Origin of the sequence: Hyphomonas neptunium ATCC 15444, assembly GCF_000013025.1 — a bacterium.
Taxonomy (GTDB): domain Bacteria; phylum Pseudomonadota; class Alphaproteobacteria; order Caulobacterales; family Hyphomonadaceae; genus Hyphomonas; species Hyphomonas neptunia.
In genome coordinates, this window is the sequence record NC_008358.1 from 1,905,917 (window position 1) to 1,925,281 (window position 19,365).

The following is a 19,365-nucleotide window of genomic DNA, read 5'->3' on the forward strand; positions in this document are numbered from 1 at the left end:
GCCAGTATGACAACTTCCTCACCGGCGTCTCGCTATACCGCTGTGGCCATTGCCCTTCATTGGGCCATGGCCATCCTTCTCCTCTTCATGATCTGGCTTGGCTGGAACATGGACGACAACGAGGTCCGGTATCAGCTGCACAAATCGGTGGGGATTACGCTTTTGTTTCTGACAGTCGCCAGGATTGTCTGGCGGCTGCTCAACCCGCCGCCGCCTCTGGCGTCAGACATGAAGCCCTATGAGCAGAAGCTCTCTCACGCCGTTCACATCGCGTTTTACGCCATGATGGTCATCATTCCGCTGGCCGGCTGGCTGCTGGTGTCCATCTCGCCCTTCCAGATTTCGACGGTGCTTTATGGCGCGGTCGACTGGCCCCACCTGCCGTTCACATCCGGCCTCCAGCAGGGCAATGAACTCCTCCACGCCGTCGTGGAGAATGTTCACTCCAAAGGCGCCTGGGTCATTATCACTTTGCTCGGCCTGCATGTTGCCGGCGCGGTGAAGCATGAAATCAGCGGCGAGGACGGTGTGCTCAAGCGCATGATCCCTGGCCTTTTTGGCAAGGCCGCTCCGCCATCTCCGCCCGCGCGCGGGGCCGTTATCGCTTTCGGCAGCAGTGTTATCCTCTTCGCTCTCATTGCCGCCATTCCGCTCATTGGCTCAGGGGGCGCCAGAGGCAGCGCAGCCCCAGCAGGGGGCACCGGCGCCGAGACAAACGGCAACTGGACGGTCGATTACGCTACCTCCGAGATACGCTTCTCCGGCCTTTATGACGGCAAACCCTTTGAGGGCGTTTTCGACACCTGGAACGCAGATGTCGCCTTTTATCCTGAAGATCTCCCCGCCTCTGCCGTTTCGGTTACCGTCGATACAGCCAGCGTCGCCACGGGAACCAAACTTTATGATTCCACCCTGCGCGAAGCGGAATGGTTCAACACCGCCGCCTTCCCGCAAGCCACCGTCCTGCTTTCGGACTTCCAGAGCACAGGCGGCGAAACATACTCGGCGACAGCGACGATGACGCTTAAAGGCAAGGAAACCAGCGCACCTCTGACATTCGAACTCAAGATCGACGGCGACCGCGGTGACCTTGAAGGCAAAGCGGTCTTCTCGCGTAAAGCGCTGGATCTCGGCCAGGTGTCAGATGCAGGCGGCAGCTGGGTCTCTGACGAGATCGCGGTTGAAGTCAAAGGCACGGCAACCCGCAACAACTGACGGGCGCCATCCGCGATGCTACGCATTGACGGCGATTAGCCCAGTGCTAAGCGAGAAGCCATGTCCGCGCCCGTCGTCCCGATCCTGCCCGAAACTGTCGCCCTGGCGGTGGAAATCCTGAGCGGTGGCGGGCTTGTCGCCATGCCGACGGAGACCGTCTACGGCCTTGCCGCGGATGCCGCCAACCCGGACGCCGTCGTCCGTCTGTACCAGGCCAAGGGCCGTCCGCGCTTCAATCCGCTGATCGCTCACGTCTCAGGGACGGAAATGGCATCGCGGGAAGCGGTATTCTCGCCCCTGGCAGAGCGTCTTGCCGAGAAATTCTGGCCAGGCCCGCTTACCCTTGTGTTACCGGTCAATCCGAATGGAACCGTCTGCGACCTTGCCCGCTCCGGCCTCCAGACAGTTGGCCTTCGCTGCCCCTCGCATCCCGCAGCCAACGCACTGATCACCGAATTCGGCCGCCCCGTTGTCGCCCCTTCTGCCAATCGCTCCGGTCATGTAAGCCCAACGCGCGCAGAGCATGTTGCCGCCGACCTCTCAGACCGGATTGATCTGATCCTGGATGGCGGTCCCTGCGATGTCGGGATCGAGTCAACAATCCTCGCGGTTGAGGGCGAAACCGCAACGCTGTTGCGCTCAGGCGCAATTCCCAGCGACGTGCTCGAAACCTTCATCGGAAAATCTCTGGAACGGGCCAGCGGATTGGCAATCTCGGCGCCCGGTATGCTCAAATCCCATTATGCGCCCAACGCGCAGCTCCGCCTCGACGCAGCCGCGCCGGAAGCGGGAGAAGGGTATCTGGGGTTTGGCCCTGGCGTGCGCGAGGGGCTAAACCTCTCACCCGAGGGAGACCTCGCAGAGGCCGCGACCAAGCTGTTTGCCATGCTGCGCGCGCTTGATGCACGGTTTGACCGCATCGCCATAGCCCCCATCCCGTGGGAAGGGCTCGGCGAAGCTATCAACGACAGGCTGGCACGCGCGGCTTACCGCGACAATTGATGAAGCAGCCTCAGCCGCCCATGATGTCTTCTTTAAGAACCGTCATCATGAACTGGTAAGAGGTCTCACCCTCATCTTCGTCCTTGTAGACGACGGCGATGAACTCGGCGCCGAGATACACCTCGACGGAATCGTCGGTCTTCTGGCGCGCAAGCAGGCGAAGACCGGGATGAAGTTTTTCCTTGAGATAGGCCTCAAGACGCAATGTTTCTTCGCGCTCCATGGCGGCACTCCTTGTTTTATCTGGACTAGCTGGCGGGAACCTAGTCAGTTTCGCTCACAGTGCAATGCACGGGCTGCAAGCGGCTGTGAAGGTTATTCTGCCGAAGTTTCGGGGATTGCCTGATCCATGCTCTGCGCAGGCTGGCAGCACGCCGGTCCCGCAACAATCTTTGCTGGCACACCGGCAACGGTGCACCGCGCCGGAACATCTTTGAGCACCACACTGCCGGCTGCCACCTTGGCCTCGTCGCCAATGGAGATATTGCCGAGGATCTTCGCGCCCACCGAAAGCAGCACACCGCGCCCGATCTTGGGGTGGCGATCACCCACTTCCTTGCCGGTTCCGCCGAGCGTAACCCCATGAAGCAACGAGCAGCCATCGCCAACAATCGCCGTCTCACCGATCGTGATGCCGGAGGCATGATCCAGCATTACCGCGCGCCCGATCCGCGCTGCCGGGTGAATATCCACATCGAAAAGCTCCGACGCCCGGCTCTGGAAATGAAACGCCAGCGTCTCCCTGCCCTGCCGCCACAGCTCGTGTGCAATCCGGTGCGTCTGAAGCGCCAGGAAGCCCTTGAAAAACAGGAAAGGCTGCAACATCCCGCGTGCTGCCGGGTCACGCTCCAGAACGGCCTGCATATCGCTTTCGGCAAACTCGATCAGGCCCGGCGCGCTGTCATAAACGGCCGAAAGAATGTGCCGCACCTGCTGGGGGCCCATGCCCGGCCCGGAGAGCTTCTCCGCCAGATGAAAGGACAATGCTTGCCCCAAAGTGGCATGCGAAAGGATCGCGGCGTTGAGATAGCTCGCCAGCGTTGGCTCCTCGGCCGCAGCCGCCTGCGCCTCAAAACGCAGCCTTTTCCAGGGCGGAGGGGGGGCGCCGATGTCAGGATTTTCCATTGGGGCAGCCTCTTCATGTCTTCTGTTGGAGGTGAGATGGCATCGCAAAAGCGATGTTTCAATTCCTTTTGCCTATTCTGCCGGTTGCGGTCTTGGCGGCGGCCTGTAGCCAAACAGCCTGCGGATCGGCTTCATTGTCATGATCCGGAAGACCGCCGGCGTGAAATAAAGCCCGATCAGCGCCGATCCGCCGACGCCGCCCGCAATCCCGGCTGCCAGCGGCATCCAGAACGTATCGCCCGTCAGCAGGATCGGCACAAATCCGCCCATCGTGGTCAGGGTCGTGGCAATGATGTGCCGGGTGGCATCCATCACCACCTCGCGCTGCGCAATAACATCATCCGCCATCGCATCTTCATCCGCCTTGAGCAGAGAAAGCACGACGATGGAACTGTTGATCGCAATCCCGAAGAGCCCAAGGCTGCCCACAATCGCATTGAACCCGAACGGCAGATTGAACAGCCACACCCCGAAAAAGGCGTAGAACACCGAGATCACACCGGTCGCCACAATCAGCAGCATCATCCGGAATGAATTGAAAACCAGCGTGATCGCCCCGGCCATGACCAGCATGAGCGGAATGCCAACCCCTGCCAGGTTCCCGACTGCCTCCCCGGAATTTTCCGCCTCGCCCCCGATCAGCATGTCGTATTCCGCCGGCAGAACAAACCCGCTCACCGCCAGCCGTTCCTGAAACTGCGCCAGCGTCGGCGCCGGGAGCGTGTACGGATCAAGATACGCCAGGATCTGGTTGGTGCGCAGCCCGTCGCGGCGCGAAATCGTCGCTGTTTTCGGCGTCAGCTCCATTGCGCCCAGCGCAGAAATCGGCGTTCCCGTTGCGCCCGGCATGGCCCCGATGGTCTTGGATTGAAGGTCTGACAGCGACTGCCGCCGGCTGTCCGATCCGATAATGCGAACCGGCAGTTCCTCGGTCCCCTCCAGGATAGACCCTGCCCGGATGCCCTCAAGCTCGGTATTCAGATTGGTCGCCAGATCCGCCAGGCGCGATCCTGCAAGCGCCGCTGCTGCCTCATCCGCGTTCAGCCGCAATGTCGGCGCACCCAGCTGCAGAGACCCGACCGTATACGTAACACCCGGCGTTTCGCTCAGGATCGTGCGCAATTCGTTGCCCAGCCTGTTGAGCGTTTCCAGATCAGGCCCGCGCAGGATCAGCTCGATCGGCGCATCCGCCGGTGGCCCCTGCTCGAACGGCAAGGCGAGAAAACGCGCCGACGGAAACTCCTGCCGCACGCGCCGCTGCACATCATCGACGATCTCGTGCGTGCGCTCGGCGCTGTCGAGCTGCACCCAGCCCGAAGCAAAACCTTCCACACCCTGCGTATTGTTGATGATATTGTAGTAGACCCGCGGCGAAGGCTCCCCGAGCACCCAGGTCACGGATTTGACACCCTCCGTTTCGAGGATGAATTCCGTCGCACGCCGGGTCACCTCCTCGGCGTCTGCAATATCCGCCTCATTGGGAAGGTTCAGGACAACCTGGAACTGATCCCGCTCCGTAGGCGGAAAGAATTGCTGCGGCAGTGTGCTGGTCAGCACAAGCCCCACAATCGCCGGCGCCAGGCCAATGAATATGCCCAGCGGCGGAAACCGCAACACGGCCTCAATCGTCCCCCGGTAGCCATCCGAGATGAAATCGATGCTCACCCCGTCGCGCCACCACCGGCGCGTCCGGCGCACTTCCCCCTTCTCCCAGCTTCGCGTCCGGTCAAACCATCCCGCCAGCGCCGGAACAATCGTGATCGAAATCAGGAACGAGGCAGTGATCGAATAGATCACCGAGAGGCCAATCATGCCGATGAACTCACCGGCGGCGCCAGGCAGCATCGCAATCGGCGCAAATGCCAGAACCGTCGTCAGCGTCGATGCCGCCAGCGGCCCGGAAAGCTGTTTCAGGCTTTTCTGGATGGACTCCAGCCGCCCATACCCCTTCGCCCGCCACTGATCGACATCATCAGCCACTACAATGGCATTATCGATCAACAGGCCGAGCGAGATAACCAGCCCCGTCACCGACATCTGATGCAGCGGATGCCCGAACACGTTGAACAGGATCAGCACCAGCCCCACCGTCAGCGGCATCGCCAGACCCACCACGATCGCAGAGCGCCATCCCATCAGGAAGAACAGCACCAGAAAAACGATCAGCGCCGACATAAGAAGGTTCTCGGCCAGGCCGGTCAGCCGGCCATTTGTATACACGCTCTGGTCAAAGACGATTTCTGCAGCCAGACCCGGCGGCATGTTCACGGCAAAATCGGCAACAATCTTCCGCGCGCCATCGGACCATATGTCAACGCGCTGTTCAGGCGAGATATAGGCTGCGACCAGAACGGATCGGTGCCCGTTCTCATATGCTGCCCGTGTCGGGGGCTCCTGCAGCCCCTTCTCGATCCGCGCCACATCGCCCAGCCGCAACGAACTGCCATCTTCCCGCTGAAGAACGGGCACTTCGGCGATCCGGGAAATATTCGTGAACTCCCCCTCGACTTCGACGCCGATCGTCCCCCCATCCGTCCGCAGCCGCCCGGCGGGGTTCTTGGAGTCGGCCGCCAGCACAGCGCCCGCCGCCTGGCTGAACGACAGCCCCGCAGCAGAGAGCGCCTGCGCGTCCATGACAACGCGCACTTCTTCGGTCGGCATCCCGAATGTCTGCGTCAGCTCCGTCGCGTTCAGCCTCTGAAACCGGTCCTGAAGGTCCAGTGCCAGGCGCCGCATGATCGGCAGCGGCACATCTCCCTCGCCGGTCCAGGTGAGGGATACAATCATCGTGGCGGCGCCCACATATTGCCGCGTCACGTCCGGCGCGGATGCTCCGGGCGGAAACGAACTGCGCGCCTGTTCTACCTTTTGCCGGATAAGGGTCCAGGCATTGTCGACCTCTGTTTCAGACAGGTCTTCCTGAACGTCCAGCACCACCTGCGCGACACCGGCCCGTGAGATCGTATCGACCTGCGCGACCTCGGGCAGCTCCATCAATGCCGCTTCGAGCGGTTGCGCGACAAGCGCCTCCATCCGCTCGGCATCTGCTCCGGGCAGGAATACCACCACGGTGCCAAACCGCTCGACGAGCGTCGGGTCTTCCTGCCGGGCCAGCGTCATCAAGGCGCCGCCACCCCCCAGCAGGATCACAAGGATCGCCAGGATCGTCAGGCGTGTATTTCTGAAGAATAGCGTGCTCACCCCACCCACTCCGTACCGTCAGCCGCCGCTCGCCGCTTCGGCGCGCTGCACCTCTCGCGGCACGACCCTGGCGCCGGGAGTAACCCGCTGCAGTCCGTCCACAATAATCCGGTCGCCCGCTTCCAGCGGTCCGCGAACGAAAGCACGCTCCCCCGCGGGATACACCATCTCCACCAACCTCGGCTGAGCGCGCCAGCTTTCGTCTTCGCCTTCGCCCACCACGGCATAAACAGTCCACATGCCCCGATTGGCGCTCGCCAGGGCTTTGAGCGGCACCCAGAAACCCTTTTCTTCAAGCTTCCGCTCCATCTTCAGGCGAACAATCGAACCGGCAGGCACGCCTGTCGTCTCTGGTATGTCAAAAATCGCCGCAACGGTTCTCTGTGAGGGGTCCACAACGCCGGTAACACTTCTCAGTGGCGCATCGACCGGCCCGGTCTCCGCTTCCAGCGTATAAATGTCGCCGGGCACCAGTTCGGAAACTACGCGGGCAGAAACACCGATGCGTGCCTCCAGCGCCCCGCCCTCGACCAGCTCAAGAATGGCTTGTCCGGGGCCGGCAATTGCGCCTTCATCTGCAAAGCGTGAAACAATCATCCCGTCATACGGCGCCGTAATGCTTGCCAGATCTATTTGCACACGGATCGTATCCGCCTGCGCTTTGGCGGCATCGACGCGCGCCATGGCAGTGGCGGCCTGCGAAACAACTTCATCGACACGCTGCTGCGAAATATGCCCCTGCGCCTGAAGTTGGCGCTGGCGGTCAGCCGTATCCAGGGCCAGCTGGTGGGCGGACCGCGCCTCTTCAACAACAGCCTGCGATGAAGCCAGCTGCGCGCCAAGTCCGCGCGTGTCGAGGCGGGCTATGGTCTGGCCGGCCTTAACACGGTCGCCTACCCGAACATCAATCCGTTCGATCCGTCCCCCGGTCTGAAACCCCAGCCGGCTGGTGCGCCGCGCTTCGGCGATGCCCGTAAACAGTTCGTCTATGTCCAGCTCCGTCAGATACTCAACCGGAATGACGCTGACGGCCAACGGTTCGGGCTCGGCGATTGCGATCTTCGGCCCCTCTTCGCTTCGCAGCAGCGTCGCCGCGGCCAGAAGGCCAGCAATCACCAGCCCCATTAGAACGATGAAGACCAGCGCCTTGAGAACGGTCGGGCGGCGGCGGCTGGTGTCGGCTTCGTAGGGTGTCTCGTGGGTCATTGGCCGTGTCCGGAACAAGCGGGTGATACGGGAGCCGCGCACAGGCTGCGAAACAGCAGCGCGGCGTGAAACTGAATGAACCCTGCCGTGTCCGTGCCGCCCTGTGGTGTTGGAAGGCTTACGGGGAAACCCGGCAGATGGATCAGTAGCAGCGCAATGCCATGCATGGACGCCCAGAGGGATTTGGCGGCGATGAAAGGGTCAAATGAGGTGTCGAACACGCCAATTTCCTGGCCTTCGCGCACAAGCCCTACAACCACCATGAACGCTTGCCCTTTATGGCTTTGCTCAAACTCACACCAATAGGCGCCGTCATCGGCCTCTGCGGGCGCTTGCGTGGTCGAACTGAACGCCGCGGCATAGTGATGTGGCCGCGCAATCGCCGTCTCCACATATTTGGCAAAGCAGTGACGCACGCGCGCTTCAAATGGCAGGCTGGTCAGCGCCGCCTTGTCGATGGTCGACATCAGCCGCTCAAAAAACGACTCTTTCAGCTCGTCGAGCAGTTCTTCTTTCGAGCCGAAATACTTGTAGATGGCAGCGGGCGAGTAATCGATCTCTTCGGCCAGCCGGCGGATCGACAGACCCGTTTCCCCCTCCGTGGAGAATACGCGTTCGGCAGCATCAAGAATGGCAGTTCGCACACGCTGGCGGCGGCGATCGGCCGGGCTTTCTTCTGGAAGGGCATCAGAATTCAAGGCCGCACATCTCCACCGACGTTTATTTAGTGAACAGTGTTCACCAATAAGGTAATACGCCGATTAAGCATGTCTGACAAGCAATTCATTGGCCTGATTGAGCCTTTGCGGCGGGCGCCTGAAAAGGTAAGGCGTGGAGTGTGACAAAGCTCTTTCCCGATCCCCCGCCCCCAGGCTCCCCGCTGCTGGCTGCAAGGCCGGCCAACGCGGTCCGCAGCTTCCTTGCCTTGCGCAAATCCGCCAACAAGCAGTTCCTGAGCGAACCCGGCCCGACAGCCGATGAGCTGGACCAGCTCCTCAGTATAGCTGCCCGCGTGCCCGACCACCGGAAGATGACCCCCTGGCGCTTCATTACCTTCCAGGGCAATGCCCGGCAGGACTTCGGCAAGGCCCTCGCCACCATTGCCGGTCGCAAGCCCAATGCAGAATCGCGCGACGTGGTCGAAGCTGCCGGACTGCTGCTTCGTGCGCCAACGGTCGTCGCAGTCATATCCGCGCCTGTCGATGATGGCCGCACGCCTGTGTGGGAGCAGGAGCTGTCGGCCGGAGCGCTCTGCTACAACCTGCTCCTCGCGGCCAACGCCAGCGGCTGGGGCGGCGTGTGGCTATCGGAATGGATCACCTTCAGTGAAGAGGTGGACGTCCTGTTGGGCCTCAAGCCAAACGAGCGTCTCGCAGGCTTCATCTACATTGGCACCGCGACAGCGTCCCCTCAGGAACGGATACGTCCAGACCTGTCCGGACTGGTCTCCGCCTGGTCTCCGGATGTCCCGGACTGACCGGGTTTGTCCAAGTTTGTCCAGATTTGTCCGCGTTTGTCCGGGATTATCCGCGCCCGCGATAGGACGCGACGCCCGTATCGGGCACGTAAAGCCCCTTCGGAACATCGCCTGATTGCCAGAATACATCGATAGGTATCCCCCCCCTCGGATACCAGTATCCGGAGATGCGCAACCAGGTCGCTTCGGTGAAATCGAAGATCTTTTTCCCAATGGAAACAGTGCACTCCTCGTGGAAAGCCCCGTGGTTTCGAAAGCTTGTGAGGTACAGTTTCAGGCTTTTGGATTCGACTAGCCAGGGACCCGGCGCATAATCGATTACCAGATGCGCAAAGTCCGGCTGCCCGGTAACCGGACAAAGCGAAGTAAATTCCGGCGCCACAAACCGCGTAAGGTACAGCGTCCCGGAATGCGGGTTTTCCACCCGCTCCAGCTGCGCCTCTTCGGGGCTCGCTGGCTGAACGGTGTGTTGGCCAAGCTGGCCAAGTTTTTGATAGATCGGATTGTCAGCCATTGGGGAATATCGCCGGTACAGGAATGAGATCGAACGTCAGGCCCATATAGAGCACGTACCCCAGGAGCAACACTGCGCCTTCCCAGCGCGCCAGCTTGCGGCCAGTCAGGGCGAACAGGAACAGCAGCGCCACTGACAAGACCAGCGCGCCTATATCCACCGAGCTGATGAGGCTGACCGGCTCACCGCCCGCCATCGCTTCTGCGCTGGCGTCGCCCCGCACGCTGAAGGGTTGAACCAACGCGGTAATCCCCAAAATACCCAATATATTGAATAGGTTAGATCCGATCACATTGCCCAGCGCCACATCGGCCTTCTTGCGGAAAGCCGCCACAACAGACGTCGCCAATTCCGGAAGGCTCGTGCCGATCGCAACAATTGTGAGGCCGATAACCGTCTCACTGATGCCGATTTGTCGGGCGAGTGTCACAGATCCCTCAACCAGCAGGTTGGCGCCCAGAACAACCCCGGCAAGACCCGCAATGGCAATGACAATGCCAACGACCAGTCCGTACTGAGCATCGACCACCTCCCCCTCTTCCTTGTGCATCTGAGCCGTTCCGTCCTGTCGGCGCTGATCCAGAACAATCGAAAGCACCAGATAGCCGATAAGCACCGCCAACATCAGGAAGCCGGATATCCGGCTGAACTGGTCAAACCAGATCAGCGCGCACAGCAACCCTGTAGCCCCAAGCATGAACAAGCCATCGCGCATGATCACATTAGGGTGAACGATGATGGGAGAGAGGATAACCGCAATCGCCAGCACCAACAGCACATTGGCGATGTTGGAGCCCACGACGTTGCCGATGGAAATACCCACGGCCCCCTGCCCCACAGCCTGCAAACTTGTAACGAGTTCAGGTACGGAGGTGCCGAAGCCGACGAGGGTGAGGCCGATAACCAGCTCTGAAATATTGAGCTTCCGCGCCACGCTGACCGACCCGCGCACGAGGGCTTCTCCCCCCACAAAAAGGAGGAACAACCCCGCTGCGATCATAAGATACATCATATGAATTTAATCCCACTGAAATCCGGACCTTATAAGAGCCCCCATATACGAGTTACATCTCCCCCCGGAAACTCGCCTCAAAGGATCGTAAACCTGAGCTTCATGCTTCCTTTAGGATGAATGGGCCAGTTCTTGCAGGGAAATAAATCAGCAGAAAGCTGAATATTGGTAACCATGATACGCGTCACCTCAAACTCTGGATTTGCTCGGCTCCGGCCGATCGCTGGCGCCTGTCTTCTTGGCGCTACGGCCGCCTGCGCGTCCTTCAATGGCACGCCGCGCGGCGCAGAGACGCCTACTGGAACCGTATCGCAGGGACACTTTCATCTGCAGGGCACACCGCCAGCACTCGCCTCACGCGCGAATGCACTTCTGAACACCGGCGACCCGGCCCCGAGAAGTGTGCTGGAGAAACGCAACCGCGCTCAGGCTTTGGCCCGCAGCGTTGAAGACCTTCTGGCCTCCGAGGGCTACCTGGCGGCCGAAGTTCGCCCCGAAGACATGACCACGCTGGAATCCAGCTCCGTTCTGACTGTTGATCCGGGACCGCGGTTCACGGTCGCATCGGTCCGCCTCGCTGGCGCAGATGCGCTTGATGCTGACACGCGCAAGCTGGTTGATGGCCATCTGGCAGAGCTCCCAGTCGGTTCGCCCGTCAGAACGGCCAATGTTGAACAAATTGAAGCAGAGCTGATCACGACCCTCCAGGCCCGTGGTTTCGCTTTCGCCTCAAGTCCCGGTATCGATGCTCTGGCATCCAGAGAGGATGCCAACGTAGAGATCACCTACACAATAGATACCGGCCCCCTCGTGCGCCTGGGCGACCTTGTCAGCGATGAAACAGACCCGCGGTCCCAAAAAGCCATTCAAGTGCTCAAAACCTGGCGGGAGGGTGCCACCTACAATCCGCGCACCATCGACCGCCTGCGCGGCCGCTTGCGGTCCAGCGGCCTTTACGAAGGCATTGGTGTCGTCGTCTCCGACCAGCCCGACGCAGACGGCTATCACACGGTTTCCCTTACGCTTGCAGAAGCCGACCCTCGGTCCGTTAGTTTTGGTGTCACGGCCTCAACCACCGAAGGCGTTGGTGCAGACGCGCTTTGGGAGCGGCGCAATGTCACCGGCCGCGCAGACAAGGTATCCGTTCTCGTGGAAGCCGCCACGCTCGCAAGAAGCGTGACTGTAGGTTACGAACGCCCAAACATCGGGCGCTTCGGTCGAACGCTTCTTACAGAGGTTGGCGTTCGTCAGGAAGAAACCCAGGCCTATGATCTGGACGGTGCCAAGATAGGGGCGACCCTTGCACAACCCTTCTCGCGCCAGCTGACATTGTCCGTCGGCGCAGAAATAGACGCGACCCGGATTACAGACCAGCGAACCCGTATTTACCTTGGTGAGCGCGAACAGGTCACCTTCTCCATCCCGGTCACAGCGACCTATACCGATGTTCGCGATCCCCTCGACCCGCAAGAAGGCATTCGGGCATTTGCGGCGGTAGAAAACGGCATCTCGCTCGGCGAAAGCACGCCGGGCTATACGCGCATGCAAATCTCTGGCGCGACCTATCGCAAGATTGCAGATGACCTCGTTGCCGCGGTACGCGCTGAGTACGGAGCTTTTTCAGGCTCCAATTCTGTGCCGACCGATCGTCTGTTCTTTGCCGGTGGCGGCGGCACAGTGCGCGGTTACGAATATCAATCGCTGTCACCCACTGATGAGTTTGGAGAGTTCCTGGGCGGGCGCAGCCTGTTCTCCGCATCGGCAGAGTTGCGCTGGCGCCGGTCCGAGCGGTTCGGTTACGCCGCATTTGTAGACATCGGCGCCGCAAGTGACGATGTCGGCTCGGTCTTTGGAGAATCGAAAGCCTCAGCCGGCCTCGGCATTCGCTACTATCCGGGTTTTGGTCCGATCAGATTTGATATTGCAGCACCACTGAATAAACGGGATGGGGATGCGCCGCTGCAGATCTATGTCTCTATTGGGCAAGCCTTCTGATGAAAGTGCCCGTTCTTCCCTTCAAGGATTGGCGCCGGCGTCATCCCTGGCTGACGGGCGCCATCATCGCTGCCGCTGGCGGCGCCGCAGTTATTGGCTCTCTCCGCATCTGGATCACGACTGACAGTGGACGGAATTTTATCGTCTCGCAGATTGATGGACTGGACCTGGCCGGATATGGCCAACTGCACATCGAAGGCCTGAAAGGCGACCCCCTGTCGGACCTGCGGGTCTCCAAGATCCAAGTGGTAAACGAAGGAGGCGTCTGGGCTGAAGCCCATAATCTGAGGCTTCGCTGGTCACCCCTTTCACTTCTATCGCGTTCAGTCGATATTTCGGAGCTGGATGTCGACACAGTTTCGATCTTTTCGCGCCCCGAACGAGCCCCCCAACCGCCGCCTGAAGGCGGTGGCGGCAATTGGCGGGTCAATCTCAACGCCCTCACCCTGGACCGGCTCGTGCTTGCCGATGGCGTGGCCGGCCCACAATCTGCCTCCGAAATAAGCGCCCGCTTTGTACAGCAGGCAAACGGCGCGCTGGACGCAGCGCTCCGTCTACGCCCCCTCGAAGGCCGCGGCGACCGGGTCGACCTGCTGATAGTCATGACTGCCTCCAATCGCTTTGACATCACAGTCATCGCCGACGCGCCTGCTGACGGCATGTTCGCCCATATGCTCGAATTGGAGCCTGGCTCGGCAGCGCGGCTGGAAGCCAATGGCGCGGGAGATTTGCGCAATGGGGTTGGTGAAGCCCGCTTTTCAATTGACCGCGAAGACAAAGCCTATCTGTCCGGCAAAATGGAAAATGGCCGCCTAAGCGCATCTGCAAAGCTGGATGCAACTTCCCTTCCGCTCCCGGATGATATTGTTGATCTTCTGGGCAACTCCGCTGAAGCTTCCCTCTCTGCCCGGCTCGACAACGAAGAGGCCCATTTCGAATTTGATGCGCTCGTGGCCGAGGGTGAAGTTCATCTCGCCGGCCTTGCAGACCTCGAGAACAACGAACTTATCGGCCCGGCCCATCTCAGCGCCGATCTAGCCTCCCTGCGCCCCTTTTGGGAGAACGGCGCTGGCATCTGGTTGAACGGCGAATTGACTTACGCCGACGGCAATCCGGGCTATTCGGGTGATATTCGTCTGGTTGCGGAAGAAGGTTCGGTTCTTCCGTTCGAAGCCGCATCCGGACAGGTGGCAGTCGGCCTGAAGGGCGCGGAGGTCCCGTTCTCTGGGAAGCTCGAATTCCTTGGTCCCTTCCCTATTGGCGATCTCGCCAGCACAGCGCTGGGGCCCGCCCCTACTGCGGAAATCAACGGGCGTTTCGACATCGCCTCGGGCGCACTCCTGGTTGATGGCGCTGAAGTTCGCCATGAAACAGGATCCATCAGCCTGGCTGGCCAGGTGGAAGCAGCCGGCGGGCACATGTCATTGGCAGGGCGCTTGAACCAATCCATCGCCCCCTTCGTTCCGGGTTTTGCTGGTTCGGCCAGCGGTATCATCAGCGTGGAGGGGCCATTCTCCTCCATTGATGTGGCGACCAACCTTTCGCTCCGCAATCTTTCCGGGCCGGATGCCGCGGCGGCGCTCATTGACGGAAATGGCAACGCTGCCGCCTCTCTGCGCATTGAAGGCGGCGACGTCACGGCACGGATGATCCGGCTGCGCCTTGCCGGCATCAATGCAGACGCTGTGGGCTCGCTGGCTGGCGCAGGAGGTCTGAACCTCGACGTCACCGCTGAGCAGACGGCAGATATTGTGGTCGGCGGAACGACGCTTAATCTCGGCGCACTGGACGGCAGTATTTCCCAACCCGGCGATACCCTGCTCATTACCGCCGATAGCGCGGACGGCCGCATCGTCAGCGGCACCAACACCATAAGCAACGTGGCAATTTCGACCTCGCTCGCACAATCTGGTGACAATATCGATGGACCGATCAGGGTCACCGGCGCTTATGGCGAAGAAGCAATTGAACTTTCCGCCCTTCTTCAACGCCGCGCAGGGAGCACACGGATCGATGATCTCGCCGGCTTCCTCGGGAAATTACAGGTTGGCGGCTATGGAGAGTTCAGCGATGACGGAGATCTCGACGCATTCGGCCGGTTGACTGGGAGTGACTTTATCGTCAGCGGCGTAAGCTTTGGTGGCGTCGCCGTCGAAGCCGCTATTCAACAGGAATCTGGCGATCCCCTCTCCGTCGTATTAGACGCAGATGTTCGTGATACCGTTCTGTCGGAAGACCTTCGCTTCGAGCGCATCAGCGCAAACATCCTTACCACGCAGAGCGGATACCAGTTTTCGGCACAGCTTGAAGATCCAACACGCAACCGCGAAACAAACATGATGGTTTCCGGCACCGCGTCTCTTTCGGAAGGCGCTCCGGAGGGAACGCTTGCCCTCGGCGGAATGATCTTTGGCCAGAATGTTTCAACGCGGCGCGATACCCGCTGGCGGCTTGGCGAAACGCCTGAAGTTGACGCTGACCTGGGCATATTTGGAGGTGGCCTCAAATTCTCGCTGGCCATGGCTGGCGCCTCTCCGCAGTTGAAGTTTGAACTCGACGATGTCGATGCCGGCCCCGTTCTTGCCTCTTTCGGCGCGCCCGTTTCTGCCGCGCGCATGGATGGCAGCGGAACATTCCGGCCGTATGGCATAGCCCCGAGCGGAACCTTCGACATCAGAACCAGCAGCCCGGTGGCGGGACTGGACGGCGCTGTTGACCTGGACATCGCCGGAAAGCTTGACGCGCGAATGCTCTCTGTTGAAGGTAACGCCAAATATGGACCGGCACTGGGCGGTACGTTCGCCATGGCGCTTCCGGTGACCGCCCAGGAAGGTGAGTTGGTAAGCCTGAACCGGCAAGCGGCGCTCCTCGGCCAGGCAAAGCTGAGCGGTGATCTCGAAGAATTGCGCCAGGTCGCGCTGGCCTATGGCCATGATATTGGCGGAAACATTGACGCCGGCATGCGAATTGGCGGAACGCTGGAAGCCCCGAAAATTGATGCGCATGCTGATATTTCTGATGGGCTGTATGAATACGGCGCCATGGGATTTCGCATTGCCCGGTTTGACATGAACGCCGGGCTTTCCGATGGCGCCATAACTGTCGATGCAACCGGCCAAGGCCCGGATGGCGGCACTTTGAAAGCTTCAGGCCGCCTGGATGAGGCGGGCGCCGCGAGGGTGGACATCGATCTCAACCGCCTGCTCGTCTACGACCGCAACTCTGACAATATGCGCTTGACTGGAAACGCGGCATTGACGGAGACGGAAACAGCACGCGTGGTCTCCGGTAGGCTGAATGTCGATGAAGCGAATTTCTCGCTGGATAACCTCCCGGCCTCAGGCGCCCGCCGACTCGATGTGCGTTGGCGTGAAGACCTGACGGATGAGCCGGTAGACCCAGTTCTGGAGAAGCCCATTCAGTTGGATTTTTCCATTCACTCAGATCGCCGCATATTCATTGATGGCCGTGGCCTGGAATCGGAATGGGGCGTCAATATCGACATTACCGGCTCACCCGCGGCCCCGCTCCTGAATGGACGGGCCACTTTGGTCCGCGGTGAACTTGAGCTTGCCCGCCGTCCGTTCGTTTTCGATACCGGCATCGTTACGTTCGATGGTCCCCTTGATTCCGCCCGCGTTGCGATTGGAGCTGCGCGCCAGGTGGATGGGTTTACAGCCCGGATCGACGTCACCGGCTCGCCCACAAACCCCCGCATAGAACTGACGAGCACGCCAGACCTTCCGCAGGACGAAATCCTGGCCCGCATGCTCTTTGGTCGCTCGGCAATGGACCTTTCCGCCCTTGAGGCGGCCGAACTGGCTGGCTCCATCGCGCGCCTCAGCGGCCAGGGAGGCGGGCTCGACCCTCTGGGTCAGATACAGGCCGGCCTTGGGCTCGACCGTTTGCGGCTCGGAACCAGCGTAGAGGGCAATACCGAGCTAGGCGTTGGGCAATACCTCGCTCCAGACGTCTATCTGGAGGTGACGACTGCTGGAGCTGCTGGTAATTCAGTTGAAGTTGAATGGCAGCCCCGCCCTCAGATTTCTGTGACCTCTGAAGCGCGCTCTACAGGTGAATCAAGGGTTTCCGTTCGTTGGAAACGAGATTACTAGTAATTAAAGGGAATTCTGCGTCGCAGGGTTATAAGGTCAGCGCTGTATAGGTCCTGTGCGTTAAACGGGGCCCCCTCGGCGTTTCAAATATTTGACAAGCGTTTCATAAATTTATGCACCGCATAACTTGCTACAACGCTTGTCAATTAGGAGACATAATAAAACCTAAAGGTGGAAAATGATGCAAGAAGAAATTCGGGCTGCCGGCTCCCGTTCTCCCACAAAGGTTGACCAACAGGTCGGCGAAAAAATCCGCGAACTCCGTATAGCCCAAAACTTCACGCTTTCTGAACTCGGTCAGGAGCTGGGTATCAGCCATCAACAGCTCCAGAAATACGAAACCGGTACCAACCGCCTCAGCGCCGGCATGTTGTCCAGCGTCGCTCGGGCGCTTCGGGTACCTATTGCCGAACTTTTCCAGACATCGGACGCGACCTCACAGGAAGCAAGGGACCCGGTGAGCGAATCGCGCGCCCGTTGCCACGCCCTGATCGATCGCACCAGCTCAGTCGGCAAGCTCGAAACGATGGCGAAGGTTTTGCGCGCTCTTTCGGCGGATTGAGTCGCCGCCGCAGACAAAAAAGAGCCGGAGCAGCGATGCTCCGGCTCTTTTTATGTTGGCACTAAGGCCGCCTTCAGTTCACACGAACATAAGGGCCGCGAAGGGTGTAAACGTCCATCCCCATGGCAACATCCAGATCCAGATACCCTTCAATCCCTGCCCCGTGCGGATCGCGAATACGCTCACCCGATCCCCGCAGCAGAGTTGCGCCCGATCCATCACTTACGGACCAGCTGACGGGAGTCATCCCCGGCTCCGCAAAGTCCACCCGGAGGCTGTCTGCCGCGCCGGCGTTTACCGGTAGGGGCTGCTCAAGCTGGCCTTCGACACGCGCAAAGAGCTGCACCACATACAGCCGCCCATCCTGCTCGACAGCGCCGATGCCGACATGATCAAAACCCGGCCGGAGAACGTTCTCGGCATTGAACGGATCAGACATAAGGGCAGCCAGAACGTCTGCGGCGCTGGTCTCAGCATCCACTATGGCAATCGCCGTCCCAAACGAGCTGTAAAGCGTCTGGCGGTCAGCCTGGCGCACAAAGTCCATCAATGTCAGCCCCTCGGGGGACACATCTGCCGCATAGTTCCGGCGCGCCATGTCGCGGGCATGCATCTCTGCCACCAAAGACAATGTCTGATGTTCGCTCAATGGGGAAACCCCTGCCCCCTGCCGCTCAGCGGTGACCGCGCGCAAAAGTAACGAGCTGACCTTTGACGCCTCTGGAGAGACGGTGGTCGCACTCGATTCGCCGGGCGACATCCGCGCCGTTGAGCTGGGTTCCGAAAGGGCCACTCCTGGCGCCGCAATCGCCAGAACGAGGAGTGACAATACTCTGTATTTCGCCTGTAACATAATTGTCACAATACATATTTTACAGTTTTGCGTCAAGGACATCCACGTATTTGTATATTCCGTGTAGGACCAGTTTTATTCCGTGCACGTCTTTGCTTCCCGCTTTGATTCCGGCGTCATTTGATCGTCACATCCCTGCACTATTCAGGTCACAAGGATGGTGCCGCAATGATGAAGACAACAGTGAGCGAGGAATGGCTAACCTACACTTGGGTTCGCCTGCGGTCAGGCGTGGAACCTCATGAGGTAAAGCGCCAGCTGATACAAAACGGATTTGATGACCAGGCGATCCGTTCACTCATGCGGGACGCATATAATGGCCGCCGCCCGATTTCAGATGTCGATCACGCAGCGCTGGCCAGGGCGCCCCTCACGCTTCGGGCAAAGTCGCACCCCCAGCTCCGCCGCATCCCCGCCCCAAAGGCCCAACTTTATGTCTGGCCAAATTTCCTGGCCCCGGAAACCTGCGACGCCTTGATCGCTCTCACGGATGAGCGCCTGCGGGCGTCCACAACTACCGACGCTTTTGCAGACCCGAAGATCCGCACATCCCGCTCCTCAGACATCGGCACGATGGGGCATAATCTGGTCATGCAACTCGACGAACTGATCGCTGAAGCACTTGGCATTCACTGGTCCTATTCAGATGCCACACAGACACAGCGTTATGACGTCAACCAGGAATACAAAGCCCACTACGACTACTTCACCCCCGGCACGCGGGATTATCAGGTTCATTGCCAGTTCACCGGCCAGCGCACCTGGACCTTCATGATCTACCTGAATGATGTCGAGGAAGGCGGCGGCACGCGTTTCCGGCGGCTAGAGAAAACGATCATGCCTGAAAAGGGAAAGGCCGTAATCTGGAACAATCTGAACCCGGACGGCAGCGTAAATCCGTATACGATCCATCATGGCATGAAAGTTCGATCCGGCGCTAAATATGTGATCACGAAATGGTTCCGCGAACGTGGCTGGGGAGAGATGTTTCCTGAGGACTACTCCAGAATTTCGTAATGTTGCCAAGGGGTCACACACGCACCGGCGAACGCTGGCTTCACATAAGCGTCATCTAAACTTCCCGTAAG

General features: G+C 60.0%; 15 protein-coding genes. 7 read left to right on the forward strand and 8 right to left on the reverse strand.

Translation table 11 applies throughout. From position 1 onward, the window contains the following. Window positions 1-6 precede the first annotated feature (6 nt). Window positions 7-1,215 (forward strand): cytochrome b/b6 domain-containing protein, encoded by a 1,209-nt coding sequence (locus HNE_RS09130; protein ID WP_011646848.1) that lies wholly within the window; start codon window positions 7-9, stop codon window positions 1,213-1,215. Between the two features lie 60 nt (window positions 1,216-1,275). Then, on the forward strand, window positions 1,276-2,217 hold the full coding sequence (locus HNE_RS09135; RefSeq protein WP_011646849.1) for an L-threonylcarbamoyladenylate synthase: 942 nt from the start codon (window positions 1,276-1,278) through the stop codon (window positions 2,215-2,217). Between the two features lie 10 nt (window positions 2,218-2,227). Here the strand turns inward: HNE_RS09135 and HNE_RS09140 are convergent, their stop codons facing one another. The 5 genes from HNE_RS09140 to HNE_RS09160 all read right to left on the reverse strand — a co-directional run bounded on the left by HNE_RS09140 (window position 2,228) and on the right by HNE_RS09160 (window position 8,447). After that, window positions 2,228-2,440, reverse strand: coding sequence for a DUF3126 family protein (locus HNE_RS09140; protein WP_011646850.1), 213 nt, complete (start codon window positions 2,438-2,440; stop codon window positions 2,228-2,230). Between the two features lie 92 nt (window positions 2,441-2,532). Beyond that, window positions 2,533-3,342, reverse strand: a complete 810-nt coding sequence (gene cysE / locus HNE_RS09145) for a serine O-acetyltransferase (protein ID WP_011646851.1) — start codon at window positions 3,340-3,342, stop codon at window positions 2,533-2,535. Between the two features lie 72 nt (window positions 3,343-3,414). Then, entirely contained in the window at window positions 3,415-6,543 is a 3,129-nt protein-coding gene (locus HNE_RS09150; protein WP_011646852.1) for an efflux RND transporter permease subunit, read from the reverse strand. 18 nt (window positions 6,544-6,561) lie between these two features. Beyond that, on the reverse strand, window positions 6,562-7,749 hold the full coding sequence (locus HNE_RS09155; RefSeq protein ID WP_148205854.1) for an efflux RND transporter periplasmic adaptor subunit: 1,188 nt from the start codon (window positions 7,747-7,749) through the stop codon (window positions 6,562-6,564). Next, window positions 7,746-8,447, reverse strand: a complete 702-nt coding sequence (locus HNE_RS09160; protein WP_011646854.1) for a TetR/AcrR family transcriptional regulator — start codon at window positions 8,445-8,447, stop codon at window positions 7,746-7,748. The genes HNE_RS09155 and HNE_RS09160 overlap by 4 nt, the downstream gene beginning before the upstream one ends. Before the next feature lie 140 nt (window positions 8,448-8,587). Here HNE_RS09160 and HNE_RS09165 point away from each other — a divergent pair, with 140 nt between their 5' ends. Continuing rightward, window positions 8,588-9,226, forward strand: a complete 639-nt coding sequence (locus tag HNE_RS09165; protein WP_011646855.1) for a nitroreductase family protein — start codon at window positions 8,588-8,590, stop codon at window positions 9,224-9,226. 46 nt (window positions 9,227-9,272) lie between these two features. On the opposite strand, the gene queF is transcribed toward HNE_RS09165, so the two are convergent. Further along, window positions 9,273-9,740, reverse strand: coding sequence for a preQ(1) synthase (queF, locus tag HNE_RS09170; protein ID WP_011646856.1), 468 nt, complete (start codon window positions 9,738-9,740; stop codon window positions 9,273-9,275). Further along, complete coding sequence (locus HNE_RS09175) at window positions 9,733-10,752, reverse strand: calcium/sodium antiporter (RefSeq protein ID WP_011646857.1); 1,020 nt, start codon at window positions 10,750-10,752, stop codon at window positions 9,733-9,735. Before HNE_RS09175 ends, queF begins: the two co-directional genes overlap by 8 nt. A gap of 174 nt (window positions 10,753-10,926) precedes the next feature. Here HNE_RS09175 and HNE_RS09180 point away from each other — a divergent pair, with 174 nt between their 5' ends. From HNE_RS09180 to HNE_RS17990, 3 genes are all read left to right on the forward strand, one after another. Continuing rightward, the gene (locus HNE_RS09180; RefSeq protein ID WP_011646858.1) at window positions 10,927-12,747 is read left to right on the forward strand and encodes an autotransporter assembly complex protein TamA; all 1,821 of its coding nucleotides are present in this window, start codon (window positions 10,927-10,929) and stop codon (window positions 12,745-12,747) included. Next, window positions 12,747-16,862 (forward strand): translocation/assembly module TamB domain-containing protein, encoded by a 4,116-nt coding sequence (locus HNE_RS09185; RefSeq protein ID WP_011646859.1) that lies wholly within the window; start codon window positions 12,747-12,749, stop codon window positions 16,860-16,862. The genes HNE_RS09180 and HNE_RS09185 overlap by 1 nt, the downstream gene beginning before the upstream one ends. 178 nt (window positions 16,863-17,040) lie before the next feature. Then, on the forward strand, window positions 17,041-17,424 hold the full coding sequence (locus HNE_RS17990) for a helix-turn-helix domain-containing protein (protein ID WP_011646860.1): 384 nt from the start codon (window positions 17,041-17,043) through the stop codon (window positions 17,422-17,424). A 73-nt stretch (window positions 17,425-17,497) separates the two neighbouring features. Here HNE_RS17990 and HNE_RS09195 read toward each other — a convergent pair whose 3' ends face one another. Then, window positions 17,498-18,319 (reverse strand): CAP domain-containing protein, encoded by an 822-nt coding sequence (locus HNE_RS09195; protein ID WP_011646861.1) that lies wholly within the window; start codon window positions 18,317-18,319, stop codon window positions 17,498-17,500. Window positions 18,320-18,445: 126 nt separating this feature from the next. Here HNE_RS09195 and HNE_RS09205 point away from each other — a divergent pair, with 126 nt between their 5' ends. Further along, window positions 18,446-19,294, forward strand: a complete 849-nt coding sequence (locus HNE_RS09205; RefSeq protein ID WP_198022871.1) for a prolyl hydroxylase family protein — start codon at window positions 18,446-18,448, stop codon at window positions 19,292-19,294. The last annotated feature ends 71 nt before the right edge of the window (window positions 19,295-19,365 follow it).

What these genes read in the sequence shown, in the direction of transcription:
- HNE_RS09130 (WP_011646848.1), top strand. Translation starts at nt 7, where the DNA reads ATGACAACTTCCTCACCGGCGTCTCGCTATACCGCTGTGGCCATTGCC.
- HNE_RS09135 (WP_011646849.1), top strand. Translation starts at nt 1,276, where the DNA reads ATGTCCGCGCCCGTCGTCCCGATCCTGCCCGAAACTGTCGCCCTGGCG.
- HNE_RS09140 (WP_011646850.1), bottom strand. Translation starts at nt 2,440, where the DNA reads ATGGAGCGCGAAGAAACATTGCGTCTTGAGGCCTATCTCAAGGAAAAA.
- cysE (WP_011646851.1), bottom strand. Translation starts at nt 3,342, where the DNA reads ATGGAAAATCCTGACATCGGCGCCCCCCCTCCGCCCTGGAAAAGGCTG.
- HNE_RS09155 (WP_148205854.1), bottom strand. Translation starts at nt 7,749, where the DNA reads ATGACCCACGAGACACCCTACGAAGCCGACACCAGCCGCCGCCGCCCG.
- queF (WP_011646856.1), bottom strand. Translation starts at nt 9,740, where the DNA reads ATGGCTGACAATCCGATCTATCAAAAACTTGGCCAGCTTGGCCAACAC.
- HNE_RS09175 (WP_011646857.1), bottom strand. Translation starts at nt 10,752, where the DNA reads ATGATGTATCTTATGATCGCAGCGGGGTTGTTCCTCCTTTTTGTGGGG.
- HNE_RS09180 (WP_011646858.1), top strand. Translation starts at nt 10,927, where the DNA reads ATGATACGCGTCACCTCAAACTCTGGATTTGCTCGGCTCCGGCCGATC.
- HNE_RS09185 (WP_011646859.1), top strand. Translation starts at nt 12,747, where the DNA reads ATGAAAGTGCCCGTTCTTCCCTTCAAGGATTGGCGCCGGCGTCATCCC.
- HNE_RS17990 (WP_011646860.1), top strand. Translation starts at nt 17,041, where the DNA reads ATGATGCAAGAAGAAATTCGGGCTGCCGGCTCCCGTTCTCCCACAAAG.
- HNE_RS09195 (WP_011646861.1), bottom strand. Translation starts at nt 18,319, where the DNA reads ATGTCCTTGACGCAAAACTGTAAAATATGTATTGTGACAATTATGTTA.
- HNE_RS09205 (WP_198022871.1), top strand. Translation starts at nt 18,446, where the DNA reads ATGATGAAGACAACAGTGAGCGAGGAATGGCTAACCTACACTTGGGTT.